We start from the raw sequence: 13,121 nt of genomic DNA, 5'->3' as shown, positions 1-13,121 counted from the left end.
ACGTGTGTGGATTTAAGCCTTTCGGGGTATCCCCGGAAAGCGGCGCATTTTATATCACAAGGAAGGCAGAAACGGAACTCGAAATCTGCAATCACACCAAGGACATGGGCTCAGCTCTCTTGGAATCGGCGCCGCGGGCACCATTGTATAGACAGAAGCGATGCATGCAGGCGCGGATTTGCTCCTCTCGTCTGTTAGAATCGCGTTTTTCAGGGTCGCAAAAAACGCACACCTGCCACCCTATCCGTAACAGCAAGCGCCGCCGAGCGCAAAGAGAGCCTGTATGACCGTTAACCTCAAAACTCCCGAGGACATCGCTGGCATGCGTGTCGCCGGCAAACTGGCCGCCGATGTGCTGGAAATGATTGCCGAACACGTCAAACCGGGCGTTACCACCGATCAACTGAACCAGATCTGCCACGACTACATCGTCGACGTGCAGCAGGCCATCCCTGCCCCGCTCAACTACAAGGGCTACCCGAAGTCGATCTGCACCTCGATCAACCACGTCGTCTGCCACGGCATCCCGAATGACAAGCCGCTGAAAAACGGCGACACCCTGAACATCGACGTGACCGTGATCAAGGACGGTTACCACGGCGATACCAGCCGCATGTTCCATGTCGGTGAAGTGCCGGTGTGGGCCGAGCGTCTGTCGCAGATCACTCAGGAATGCATGTACAAGGCCATCGAGATCGTCAAACCCGGCTGCCGGCTCGGCGACATCGGTGAAGTTATCCAGAAACACGCGGAAAAGAACGGCTTCTCGGTGGTTCGCGAGTTCTGTGGCCACGGCATCGGCAAGGTGTTCCACGAAGAGCCGCAGATCCTGCACTACGGCCGCGCCGGTACTGGCATGGAACTGAAGGCCGGCATGACCTTCACCATCGAGCCGATGATCAATCAGGGCAAGGCCGACACCAAGGTATTGGGCGACGGCTGGACCGCGATCACCAAGGACCGCAAGCTCTCGGCCCAGTGGGAACACACCCTGTTGGTCACCGACACCGGCTACGAGATCTTCACCCTGCGTGCCGATGACACCATTCCACGCATCTCGGCCTGATCCACAAACGCTCCCAGCCTTATAGAAGGAAAGCCAATCGATGCCGCAGGTGGATCCCGAACTCTTCGACCGTGGCCAGTTCCAGGCTGAGCTGGCTCTGAAAGCGAGCCCCATCGCCGCCTTCAAGAAGGCGATTCGCCAGGCCCGCGAAGTGCTCGACGCACGTTTTCGCAGTGGTCGTGATATTCGGCGGCTGATCGAAGACCGTGCCTGGTTCGTCGACAATATCCTGCAAAAGGCTTGGGAGCAGTTCAACTGGAGCGAAGACGCGGACATCGCACTGGTCGCGGTCGGCGGCTACGGCCGGGGCGAATTGCACCCTTACTCGGACATCGATTTGCTGATCCTGCTGGACAGCGCCGACCACGAGGTTTTCCGCGATTCCATCGAGCGTTTTCTCACATTGTTGTGGGACATCGGCCTGGAAGTCGGTCAGAGCGTTCGCTCGGTGGACGAATGCGCGCAAGAGGCGCGCGCTGACCTGACCGTGGTCACCAATCTCATGGAAAGCCGCACCATCAGCGGCCCCGAGCGTTTGCGTCAACGCATGCTCGACGTCACCAGCACTGCGCACATGTGGCCGGCCAAGGAGTTTTTCCTGGCCAAACGCGCCGAGCAGAAAGCTCGCCACCACAAGTACAACGATACCGAATACAACCTGGAACCCAACGTCAAAGGCTCGCCCGGCGGACTACGGGATATTCAGACGATTCTGTGGGTTGCCCGTCGTCAGTACGGCACGCTGAATTTGCGTGCACTCGCCGGCGAAGGTTTTCTGGTGGAGAGCGAGAATGCGTTGCTCGCGTCCTCTCAGGAATTCCTCTGGAAGGTGCGCTACGCCCTGCACATGCTCGCCGGGCGCTCCGAAGACCGCCTGCTGTTCGATCATCAGCGTTCGATTGCGACGTTGCTGGGGTTCGAAGGCGATGACGCCAAGCACAGCATCGAAAACTTCATGCAGCAGTATTATCGGGTGGTGATGAGCATCGCCCAGCTGAGCGACCTGATCATCCAGCACTTCGAGGAAGTCATCCTCGCGCCGGAAGACGAAGCGCCGCCGCAGCCGATCAATTCGCGCTTCCAGCTACATGACGGCTACATCGAAGCGCGCAACGACAATGTGTTCCGCCGCACCCCATTCGCCATGCTCGAGATATTCGTGCTGATGGCCCAGCAGCCGGAAATCAAAGGCGTGCGCGCCGACACCGTTCGTTTGCTGCGCGAACATCGCCACCTGATCGACGACGACTTCCGCAACGACATCCGCAATACCAGCCTGTTTATCGAGCTGTTCAAATGCAAGATCGGCATTCATCGCAATCTGCGACGGATGAACCGTTACGGCATTCTCGGGCGCTACCTGCCGGAGTTCGGTTTTATCGTCGGGCAGATGCAACACGACCTGTTCCACATCTATACGGTCGATGCACACACGCTGAACCTGATCAAACACCTGCGTAAGCTGCAGTACACCCAGGTGTCGGAAAAATTCCCGCTGGCCAGCAAGCTCATGGCCAAGCTGCCGAAACCCGAGCTGATTTATCTCGCCGGCCTGTATCACGACATCGGCAAGGGCCGTCATGGCGATCACTCGGAGATAGGCGCGATCGATGCCGAGGCGTTCTGCCAGCGCCATCAGTTACCAGTGTGGGATAGCCGCCTGATTGTCTGGCTGGTGCAGAACCACCTGGTGATGTCGACCACCGCCCAGCGCAAGGACTTGTCCGACCCGCAGGTGATCCACGATTTTGCGCAGGCGGTCGGCGATGAAACCCGTCTCGACTATCTGTACGTACTGACCGTGGCCGACATCAACGCGACCAATCCGACGCTGTGGAATTCGTGGCGCGCCAGCCTGTTGCGCCAGCTCTACACCGAAACCAAGCGGGCATTGCGTCGCGGTCTGGAGAACCCGGTGGATCGCGAAGAGCAGATCCGCCAGACCCAGAGCGCGGCACTCGACATCCTCGTGCGCGGCGGCACCGATCCGGACGACGTCGAACAATTGTGGGCGCAACTGGGCGACGACTATTTCCTGCGCCACACCGCCGGCGACGTGGCCTGGCACAGCGATGCGATCCTCCAGCAACCCGTCGATGGCGGGCCGCTGGTACTGATCAAGGAAACCACCCAGCGCGAGTTCGAGGGCGGCACACAGATCTTCATCTATGCGCCGGATCAGCACGACTTCTTCGCGGTGACCGTGGCGGCGATGGATCAGCTCAACCTGAACATTCACGACGCCCGGGTTATCACCTCGAGCAGCCAGTTCACCCTCGACACCTACATCGTGCTCGACAACGATGGCGAATCCATCGGCGACAACCCTGTGCGGATCAAGCAGATCCGCGACGGTTTGACCGACGCTCTGCGCAATCCGGACGACTACCCGACGATCATTCAGCGTCGGGTGCCCCGCCAGCTTAAGCATTTCGCGTTCGCGCCACAGGTCACTATCCACAACGACGCGCAACGCCCGGTCACCGTACTGGAATTGACCGCGCCTGACCGACCAGGTCTGCTGGCGCGGATCGGCGGCATCTTTCTGGAGTTTGACCTGTCGCTGCAAAACGCCAAAATTGCAACGTTGGGCGAACGAGTGGAGGACGTGTTCTTTATTACTGATGCGAAAAATCAGCCCTTGTCCGATCCGCTGCTGTGCAGCCGCTTGCAGGATGCGATTGTCGAGCAGTTGAGCGTCAGCCATGAACCCGATATCAATCTTTCGCGCATCAGTATTTGAATGCGCGACCTGATTTAACCGCTTTGCACGAGACCCCGCACCGATGAACAACGCTCTGAACCAGCTCCAGCCCTACCCGTTCGAGAAGCTCCGCGCCCTGCTCGGCACCGTGACCCCGAACCCGGACAAGCGCCCGATCGCGCTGTCCATCGGTGAGCCGAAACACCGTTCGCCAAGCTTTGTCGCCGAGACATTGGCAAACAGTCTGGATCAGATGGCGGTGTATCCAACCACGCTCGGCATCCCGGCCCTGCGCGAAGCCATCGCCGGCTGGTGCGAACGCCGCTTCGGCGTTCCGAGCGGCTGGATCGACCCGGCCCGCAACGTATTACCAGTCAATGGCACCCGTGAAGCGCTGTTCGCCTTCACCCAGACCGTGGTCAATCGTGGTGATGATGCGCTGGTGGTCAGCCCGAACCCGTTCTATCAGATCTACGAAGGCGCGGCGTTCCTGGCCGGCGCCAAGCCACATTACCTGCCGTGCCTGGACGATAACGGCTTCAACCCGGATTTCGACGCTGTTTCAGCGGACATCTGGAAGCACTGCCAGATTCTTTTCCTGTGCTCGCCGGGTAATCCGACAGGCGCGCTGATTCCGGTCGACACCCTGAAAAAACTCATCGCCCTGGCGGATGAACACGACTTCGTGATCGCCGCCGACGAGTGCTACAGCGAGCTTTACTTCGACGAGCAGACTCCTCCGCCGGGCCTGCTCAGCGCGTGCGTCGAACTGGGTCGCAAGGATTTCAAGCGCTGCGTGGTGTTCCATAGCCTGTCCAAGCGCTCGAACCTGCCCGGTTTGCGTTCCGGCTTCGTTGCCGGCGATGCCGAGATCCTCAAGGGTTTCCTGCTTTATCGCACCTATCACGGCTGTGCGATGCCGGTTCAAACCCAACTGGCCAGCGTTGCCGCCTGGAATGACGAAGAACATGTGCGCGCCAACCGCACTTTGTATCGCGAGAAATTCGACGCGGTACTGGAAATCCTCAGCCCGGTAATGGACGTGCAGCGTCCCGATGGCAGCTTTTATTTGTGGCCAAACGTGAAAGGTGACGACGCGGCATTCTGCCGTGACCTGTTTGCCGAAGAACACGTGACCGTAGTGCCAGGTTCGTACTTGTCCCGCGAAGTGGAAGGCGTCAATCCGGGCGCAGGCCGGGTACGGATGGCGCTGGTTGCACCACTTGCCGAATGCGTTGAGGCGGCACAGCGGATCCGCGCGTTCATTACTCGCCAACAGTAATCATGGCCCGCACCGGGCAATCCGGTGCGGGTATCAACCGTCGTGATATAAGCGTTTACAACGAGCACATTTACTCTTCTCCCTGCTCGGTCTAATTTCCCCCTTGAAACGCTGGCCACTGTAGAGCGACTTTAATCGCGCGAACTTCTACTAAAACCGAGCCTGCCGAAAACCAAAACCCTATTACCCTCAAATATAAAAATTTTGACGCCAGCTGAATCAAGGCGACACTTTGGCAATCAATAAGGATATTGACCGTGCACAACTATAACCTCGTAAGAATGGCAAAACCGACAGACAACTTCGAGCGGCTCCCGGAAAACCATAACGACGCGCCGGCAGTGCGCCGTAAACGTTCCTTGGGTTACACAACCAAGTTCTGGGAGAATGCCAGCACTATTACGTTCTCTTTCATGCATGACGTGTCCGACGAACTGAAATATCGAATCGAACTAGGCATCCGGAAGTGGGAACCTTTCGTCAGCCTGGCCTTTGAATTGGTCGAAAACGTGCCAGGGATGATTCGGATCGCCCTGCAAGGAAAGGACAGCTATTCGTTTATAGGGATCGACGCAATGCAAGTGGATGTCAACGAACCCACAATGGTTTTGGGCACCACGCCGGACTCACCGCTTTTCGACCACACGGTCCAGCATGAATTTGGCCACGCCCTAGGCTTCCACCACGCCCATTTGCACCCGGAGGCGCGCATCCCGTGGAACAAGGAAGCGGCCTATGAGTTCCTGGGCAAGCAACATGGCTGGACAAGGGAGGACGTAGACAGCAACCTTTTCGAGCTGGAGTCTCCGGACGCTGCTGTCTTCGGCGACTACGACAAACTCTCGATCATGCATTACCCAACTACCAACCTGATCTACGGAAATGACGCGGTTGGCCTCAATTTGACGCTTAGCGACAAGGACAAGGCCTTCGCCAGAAAAATCTACCCTGCCCTCAACTATGGGCAGTTGCCTGCCTGAGCATGTCAGCGCCAACCCGGCAATTTCAAGTGACGCGCAACTGTGGTGTCCTGCTCGCACTTGCTTGAAACATTCAAAAACCAAGTAACAGCCCATATAACTGTGTAACGCACTTGCCTGCCGGCCAAGTACTAGTCTTGAATTGCACTATTCGCAGCATCTGAATAACTGCCGACTCTTAATTTCAAGGATAAAATCCACCATGCACGAACTGACAGATTGCCAACTTATACAATGGCCTGACGACCAAGAAGCTTACGCGGCAGCCATCAATGAAAATCCGGCCAATGCCGGCACGACGAAAAGCGCAACTACCGGCAACCGCCGCAAACGCTCGGTATTTAATTATTCAAAGCTATGGGCAAACGGCCGTACCTTGAAGATTGCCTTCATGGACGAACTTGAGGCGGATCACAAAGACAAAATCATCAAGGCAGCCAGTCAATGGTTGCCGTATATCAACCTGAAATTCGAGTTCGTTGACGACCTCGTGGGTGACATACGCATCGCCACTACCAATAACTTCAACAGCTCAATGCTCGGCACCGACGCGTTGTTGATTCATCCTGACGACAGAACCATGGACCTGGGCGTGAAACCGGATCATCCAGACTTCGAAGTCATCGTGACTCATGAGTTTGGTCACGCCCTTGGCGCAATGCATGAACACCAGCACCCGCAGGCGAAAATCCCTTGGGATAAGCCAAAGGTCTACGAGTTCTATCAGAATCGCGAAATGGGTCCGCTCACGCCCGCGCAAGTCGACCACAACCTGTTTACCCCTTTCGACACGCTGGAAGCGATTTACACGGCCTACGACAAAAGGTCGATCATGCATCACCCGGTGGCGAACGATCTGACAGTGGGTGACTGGGAAGTCCCCATCAACCGCAAGATCAGCAAAAAAGACAAACAACTGATGAAATTACTTTATCCGAGGTAAGCCAACTCGAACCGGGTGATTCCTTCACTTCACTACCCCCAGATTGGCCTCACTCAGATCCAGTTCACCCAACACTTCTCGCAGCACGTCATCGCCAATCTGGTGATGACGGCTGAGGCTATATAACTCCAGTCGTTGCGCACGCAGCGCTTTAAGGCGCAATCGGCGTTCCAGCAAATCCATCTGGAACGCCAGCGCCTGGGCTTCCGCCGAATCGTTGAACACGTCCAGTTGATGGCGGTATTCGGACATGATCCGCGCCTTCAGTTCCGCCGCCAGCGCAGCTTGCGCGGCGTCCTGCTGATTGGCCTCTTCGGTTTCGAGCGCGTGAATCGCGGCCTCGGCCGTCTTGCGCCAGGCATCGCGGACCTCTTGACGACGCTTGTCATCAGGGCTTTTTTCGATGCCGCGCAGCAACAACGGCAAGGCGATGCACGCCGACACCAGCGACAACAGGATCACCCCCGCAGCAATAAAGATCAGCAGATCACGCTCGGGAAAGGCGTCCGCCCCCATCAACATTGGCACCGACATCACACCCGCCAGTGTCACCGCACCGCGCACGCCGCCGACGGTCAGCAGCCAGCAGGATCGCGCAGTCGGCACTTGCGTCAGCGCACCTTTACCACGCAACCGCCGCAACAACACCGATAAGCGCCAGATGCTCTGTACCCAGATAAATCGCAACAGCACCAGCGCGAGGAAAATCGCGATCACATCGAGGCAGCGGTAAAACAACGCCGGCCACAACGTCGGTTCATGGCTGACCACCGCTTTGATGATGTCCGGCAATTGCAGACCGAGCAGAAGGAAAATCAAGCCATTGAAGGCGAACTCCAACAGCGACCAAACGCTGCGATTGAGCAATCGTGTGCTGGTCTGGCGCGGCAGCAGATCGAGCCAGCTCTGCATCATCCCCGCCGCCACCGCCGACAGAATGCCCGAGGCGCCAAGGCGTTCAGCCAACACATAAGCCGCAAACGGCAGCAGCAACATGAAGACCACGTGGGTCGCCGGATCATCCCACCCGCGAGCGATCATCCACGACCGCAAACGCCCGACCAGCCAACTCAGCGCCACACCAACGGCCAGGCCGCCGACCGCCACCAATACAAACGTCAAACTGGCGGTGGCCAGCGAGAACACGCCCGTTACCGCAGCGGCCAAAGCAAACTTGAACGTCACCAGGCCCGACGCATCGTTCATCAGCGCCTCGCCTTGCAGCATGTGCATCAAGGGGGTCGGCAAGCGGTTTTGCGAGATCGCCGAGACGGCCACGGCATCAGTCGGCGACAGCACTGCCGCCAACGCGAACGCCACCGGCAGCGGAATCGTCGGCAATAACCAGTGAATGAAGTACCCGGCGCCGACCACCGTGAACAGCACCAGCCCCACAGCCAGTGTCAGGATCGGGCCACGCAGGTGCCAGAGTTCGCGTTTGGGCATGCGCCAGCCGTCGGAGAACAGCAGCGGCGGCAGGAACAGGAACAGAAACAACTCGGGATCCAGCGCCACGTGCAAACCAAGGGTCGGCCAGGCCAGCAAGGCGCCGGCAGCAATTTGCACAAGTGGCAGCGGCAGTGGGATAACCCGTCCGACCAGACGCGAAACGCTGACCAGCATCAGCAGGATCAGGACGGTGTAAGCGGTTTGCATAAATCAAAATCTCGGACGATCGACAGCGTTGAACTGCCATATTAGCCGTTTAGGCTGCGCCTGACCGTTGCACCTATGTCGCACGCCGACACTGATCCCCGTGCAGGAGCTGCAGCACGCTGCGATCTTTTGATGTTTAAAAACAGAATCAAAAGATCGCAGCCTCGCTTCACTCGACAGCTCCTGCAGGGATTTGGTGCAGGGTAATGAAGCCGGGCGCCCGAAACGCTTTGGTCATGGCATAATCCGACACCATTTTTTTCCAGCACCTGTAAAGGGGGCAATTCCTTGACCGTTTCAAGTAAAACGTTGCACCTTTTCGGCATCAAAGCCTGCGACACCATGAAAAAGGCGCGCACCTGGCTTGATGAACACGCTGTCGCCTATGACTTTCACGACTACAAAACCGCCGGTATCGACCGAGAACACCTGACCCAATGGTGTGACGAGCACGGCTGGCAAACGGTGTTGAACCGCGCAGGCACGACCTTTCGCAAACTCGACGACGAACGTAAAGCCGATCTCGACCAAGCAAAAGCCATCGAACTGATGCTCGCCCAACCCTCGATGATCAAGCGCCCGGTGCTCGATCTCGGTGACCGAACCCTGATTGGCTTCAAGCCAGATATCTACGCGGCCGCTCTGAAGTAAGCAGCCCGTCACTCTTTGTAGAGGTATTCACATGTCCAACTCTCTGTTCAGCATCGCTTTCGGTGTCGGCACGCAAAACCGTCAGGGCGCCTGGCTCGAAGTGTTTTACGCACAGCCACTGCTCAACCCTTCGGCCGAACTGGTCGCTGCTGTTGCGCCGATCCTCGGTTACACCGAAGGCAACCAGGCCATCACCTTCACCACCGCACAAGCGGCGCAACTGGCTGAAGCAGTCAAAGGTATCGACGCTGTTCAAGGCAAACTGCTGACCCGTCTGGCCGAGAGCCACAAGCCACTGGTCGCTACTTTGCTGGCTGAAGACGCGCAACTGACTTCCACGCCTGAGGCGTACTTGAAGCTGCATCTGCTGTCGCACCGTCTGGTCAAGCCGCACGGCGTGAGCCTGGCCGGGATCTTCCCGTTGCTGCCTAACGTTGCATGGACCAGCCAGGGCGCAATCGACCTGAGCGAACTGGCGGAAATGCAGCTCGAAGCGCGTCTGCGTGGCGAGTTGCTGGAAGTGTTCTCGGTGGACAAGTTCCCGAAAATGACCGACTACGTGGTACCGGCCGGCGTGCGTATCGCTGACGCCGCGCGTCTGCGTCTGGGCGCTTACGTAGGCGAAGGCACCACCGTGATGCACGAAGGTTTCATCAACTTCAACGCCGGCACCGAAGGCCCGGGCATGATCGAAGGCCGCGTGTCGGCTGGCGTCTTCGTCGGCAAGGGTTCGGACCTGGGCGGCGGCTGCTCGACCATGGGCACCCTGTCGGGCGGCGGCAACATCGTGATCAAGGTTGGCGAAGGCTGCCTGATCGGCGCCAACGCCGGTATCGGTATTCCGTTGGGCGACCGCAACACCGTCGAGTCGGGCCTGTACGTGACCGCCGGCACCAAAGTCGCGCTGCTGGATGAGCACAACAATCTGGTTAAAGTTGTGAAGGCCCGTGAACTGGCCGGCCAGACTGACCTGCTGTTCCGTCGCAATTCGGAAACCGGTGCGGTGGAATGCAAAACCCACAAATCGGCGATCGAGCTGAACGAAGCGCTGCACGCTCACAACTAAGCAGCACATTGATCACCTGTGGGAGCGAGCTTGCTCGCGAAGGCGTCCTTGAAGTCGCCAAAAGCTTCGCGAGCAAGCTCGCTACCACAGGGTCAGGCGTATAACCCATGATGATTCCTTCTCCCTGGCGCGCCGATTTCCCGGCCATCGCCGCCCTGCAACGGCAAGACCAGACCTATCTGGATAACGCCGCCACCACCCAAAAACCCCAAGCCCTGCTCGACGCGCTGACGCATTACTACGCCAACGGCGCGGCCAATGTGCACCGCGCACAACACTTGCCCGGGGCCCATGCCACCCAGGCGTTCGAAGACAGTCGGCTGAAAGTTGCGCAATGGCTCAATGCCGGTGACAGCGGACAGATCATCTTTACCCACGGCGCCACCAGCGCGCTGAATCTCCTGGCTTATGGCCTGGAACATCTTTTCCAGCCGGGCGATGAAATTGTCATCAGCGCCCTGGAGCATCACGCCAACCTGCTGCCGTGGCAGCAACTGGCACAACGTCGTCAACTGAAACTGGTGATCCTGCCACTGGACGCCGACGGTTTGATCGACCTCGCCGCCGCTGTGCACCTGATCGGCCCGCGTACGCGCTTGCTGGCGGTCAGTCAGTTGTCCAACGTGCTCGGCGCCTGGCAACCCTTGCCGGCGCTGCTGGGCATGGCCAAGGCGCACAACGCGCTGACCGTGGTCGATGGCGCGCAAGGTGTGGTTCACGGTCGGCATGACGTGCAGGCACTGGGTTGCGACTTCTACGTATTTTCCAGCCATAAGCTGTACGGCCCCGATGGCCTCGGCGTGCTGTTCGGGCGCAATACTGCGCTTGAACAGCTGAAGCCGTGGCAGTTCGGTGGCGAAATGGTCCTGGAAGCCAACTATCACGACGCACGTTTCCGCCCTGCTCCGCTGGGTTTTGAGGCGGGCACGCCGCCGATTGCCAGCGTGATCGGCCTCGGTGCGACCCTCGACTATCTGGCCGGGCTGGATCAGGACGCGGTATCGGCACACGAAGCGGCATTGCATGACTATCTGTTGCGTGGCCTCGCGGCGCGTAACGGCATTCGCCTGCTGGGCAAACCGCAACTGGCGCTGGCCAGTTTTGTCGTTGAAGGCGTGCACAACGCGGATCTCGCGCACCTGCTGACCGAGCAAGGCATTGCCGTGCGCGCGGGTCATCACTGCGCGATGCCACTGCTGAAGCGTTTCGAGTTGGCGGGGGCGATTCGGGTGTCGCTGGCGCTGTACAACGATTCCGAGGATCTGGAACGGTTCTTTGAAGCGCTGGATCAGGCGCTGGAGTTGTTGCGATGAGCTTGCCGGTAGAGGCTGCCGAGGCGCTGCAAACGTTTCAGAATGCCGCCGGTTGGGAACAGCGGGCGCGGTTGTTGATGCAGTTTGGTGATCGTCTGCCGCCGTTGAATGACGCAGACAAGTGCGACGCCAACCGGGTACATGGCTGTGAAAGCCAGGTGTGGTTGGTCGGCGCGTTACAGGATGGCCACTGGCAGTTCGCAGCGAGCAGCGATGCACGGATGATTCGTGGATTGGTGGCGTTGCTGCTGTTGCGAGTCAATGGCCTGACCGCTAATGAGTTGCAGCAAGTGGATTTGCCGGACTGGTTCAGTCAGTTGGGGCTGTCGCGACAGTTGTCGCCGTCGCGCAGTAATGGCCTGAATGCTGTGCTCAAGCGGATGAATGAGTTGGCAGGTTAATCGCCTTCGCGAGCAGGCTCGCTCCCACATGTGAACGCATTCCAGTGTGGGAGCGAGCCTGCTCGCGAAGGGGCCATCACTGGCAATCTCAAACCTGAGGTTTGACCCGCTCCGCCGGGCGCCGAACACCCGCCACAATCTTGTCCACAGCCTTGGTCGCCGCAACCATCCCGAACGTCGCCGTGACCATCATCACCGCGCCAAACCCGCCCGCGCAGTCCAGCTTCACGCCGTCGCCGACAAAACTCTTCTGCAAACAAATGCTGCCGTCCGGTTTCGGATAGCGCAGTTGCTCGGTGGAGAACACGCACGGCACGCTGTAATGACGGGTCACGGTGCGCGAGAAACCGTAATCACGGCGCAATGTCGAGCGCACTTTCGAAGCCAGCGGATCGTTGAACGTGCGGTTGAGGTCACAGACCTGAATCAGCGTCGGATCAATCTGCCCACCCGCGCCACCGGTGGTGATGATTTGAATCTTGCGGCGCTTGCACCAGGCGATCAGCGCCGCTTTGGCGTTGACCGCGTCGATGCAGTCGATCACGCAGTCGATGTTCGGCGTGATGTATTCGGCCATGGTCTCGCGGGTGACGAAATCCGCCACGGCGTGCACCGTGCAGTCCGGGTTGATCCCGCGCAGACGCTCGGCCATCACCTCGACCTTGGGTTTGCCGACGGTGCTGTCCAGCGCGTGCAACTGGCGGTTGGCGTTGCTGACGCAGACATCATCGAGGTCGAACAGCGAAATCTCGCCCACGCCACAACGGGCAATGGCTTCCGCCGCCCAGGAACCGACGCCACCGACGCCGACGATCGCCACATGGGCCGCGCGCAAGCGCTCCATGCCTTCGATGCCATACAAACGGGCGATGCCTGCAAACCGCGGATCTTCTGTACTCATGACCATTACCCCAAAAACCGGCGCGCATTATAGGGCTACGCAGCCACAAGTTTTAAGCTTCAAGCGACAAGTGTAAGAACTTAAGTCAACGGTACTTGCCCAATGTGAGTAATTTCCCCGTCCGTTGTACGACTGGCGAACTACCGGTGTAGGATGCG

11 protein-coding genes are annotated in these 13,121 nt (G+C 58.7%); 9 read left to right on the top strand and 2 right to left on the bottom strand.

Annotated elements, in window-relative coordinates; all coding sequences use genetic code 11:
• Window positions 1–283 precede the first annotated feature (283 nt).
• From map to AB4P97_RS01375, 5 genes are all read left to right on the top strand, one after another.
• Window positions 284–1,066: a type I methionyl aminopeptidase gene (gene map / locus AB4P97_RS01395; RefSeq protein WP_042557873.1), complete on the top strand. Its 783-nt coding sequence runs from the start codon at window positions 284–286 to the stop codon at window positions 1,064–1,066.
• A gap of 40 nt (window positions 1,067–1,106) precedes the next feature.
• Window positions 1,107–3,809, top strand: coding sequence for a [protein-PII] uridylyltransferase (locus tag AB4P97_RS01390; RefSeq protein WP_395601981.1), 2,703 nt, complete (start codon window positions 1,107–1,109; stop codon window positions 3,807–3,809).
• A gap of 43 nt (window positions 3,810–3,852) precedes the next feature.
• On the top strand, window positions 3,853–5,052 hold the full coding sequence (dapC, locus tag AB4P97_RS01385) for a succinyldiaminopimelate transaminase (protein ID WP_395601980.1): 1,200 nt from the start codon (window positions 3,853–3,855) through the stop codon (window positions 5,050–5,052).
• Window positions 5,053–5,309: 257 nt separating this feature from the next.
• Entirely contained in the window at window positions 5,310–6,032 is a 723-nt protein-coding gene (locus AB4P97_RS01380) for a M12 family metallopeptidase (protein ID WP_395601979.1), read from the top strand.
• Window positions 6,033–6,234: 202 nt separating this feature from the next.
• Window positions 6,235–6,975 (top strand): M12 family metallopeptidase, encoded by a 741-nt coding sequence (locus AB4P97_RS01375; protein ID WP_200613722.1) that lies wholly within the window; start codon window positions 6,235–6,237, stop codon window positions 6,973–6,975.
• Window positions 6,976–6,999: 24 nt separating this feature from the next.
• On the opposite strand, the gene AB4P97_RS01370 is transcribed toward AB4P97_RS01375, so the two are convergent.
• On the bottom strand, window positions 7,000–8,631 hold the full coding sequence (locus tag AB4P97_RS01370) for a Na+/H+ antiporter (protein ID WP_273875111.1): 1,632 nt from the start codon (window positions 8,629–8,631) through the stop codon (window positions 7,000–7,002).
• 342 nt (window positions 8,632–8,973) lie between these two features.
• Here AB4P97_RS01370 and AB4P97_RS01365 point away from each other — a divergent pair, with 342 nt between their 5' ends.
• The 4 genes from AB4P97_RS01365 (at window position 8,974) to AB4P97_RS01350 (ending at window position 12,062) form a co-directional block, all read left to right on the top strand.
• Window positions 8,974–9,282, top strand: coding sequence for an arsenate reductase (locus tag AB4P97_RS01365; protein WP_230679665.1), 309 nt, complete (start codon window positions 8,974–8,976; stop codon window positions 9,280–9,282).
• Between the two features lie 31 nt (window positions 9,283–9,313).
• Window positions 9,314–10,348: a 2,3,4,5-tetrahydropyridine-2,6-dicarboxylate N-succinyltransferase gene (gene dapD, locus AB4P97_RS01360; RefSeq protein WP_003222105.1), complete on the top strand. Its 1,035-nt coding sequence runs from the start codon at window positions 9,314–9,316 to the stop codon at window positions 10,346–10,348.
• A 107-nt stretch (window positions 10,349–10,455) separates the two neighbouring features.
• Window positions 10,456–11,661 (top strand): aminotransferase class V-fold PLP-dependent enzyme, encoded by a 1,206-nt coding sequence (locus AB4P97_RS01355; protein WP_042557867.1) that lies wholly within the window; start codon window positions 10,456–10,458, stop codon window positions 11,659–11,661.
• The gene (locus tag AB4P97_RS01350; protein ID WP_042557866.1) at window positions 11,658–12,062 is read left to right on the top strand and encodes a SufE family protein; all 405 of its coding nucleotides are present in this window, start codon (window positions 11,658–11,660) and stop codon (window positions 12,060–12,062) included. Before AB4P97_RS01355 ends, AB4P97_RS01350 begins: the two co-directional genes overlap by 4 nt.
• 88 nt (window positions 12,063–12,150) lie before the next feature.
• Here AB4P97_RS01350 and tcdA read toward each other — a convergent pair whose 3' ends face one another.
• The gene (tcdA, locus tag AB4P97_RS01345) at window positions 12,151–12,969 is read right to left on the bottom strand and encodes a tRNA cyclic N6-threonylcarbamoyladenosine(37) synthase TcdA (protein ID WP_042557865.1); all 819 of its coding nucleotides are present in this window, start codon (window positions 12,967–12,969) and stop codon (window positions 12,151–12,153) included.
• Window positions 12,970–13,121: the final 152 nt, after the last annotated feature.

The sequence above is a fragment of the Pseudomonas sp. A1230 genome, from assembly GCF_044218825.1.
Taxonomy (GTDB): Bacteria; Pseudomonadota; Gammaproteobacteria; order Pseudomonadales; family Pseudomonadaceae; genus Aquipseudomonas; species Aquipseudomonas iridis.
Note: the sequence above shows the minus strand (reverse complement) of the source record. Positions and strands in the feature narration are given on the sequence as shown.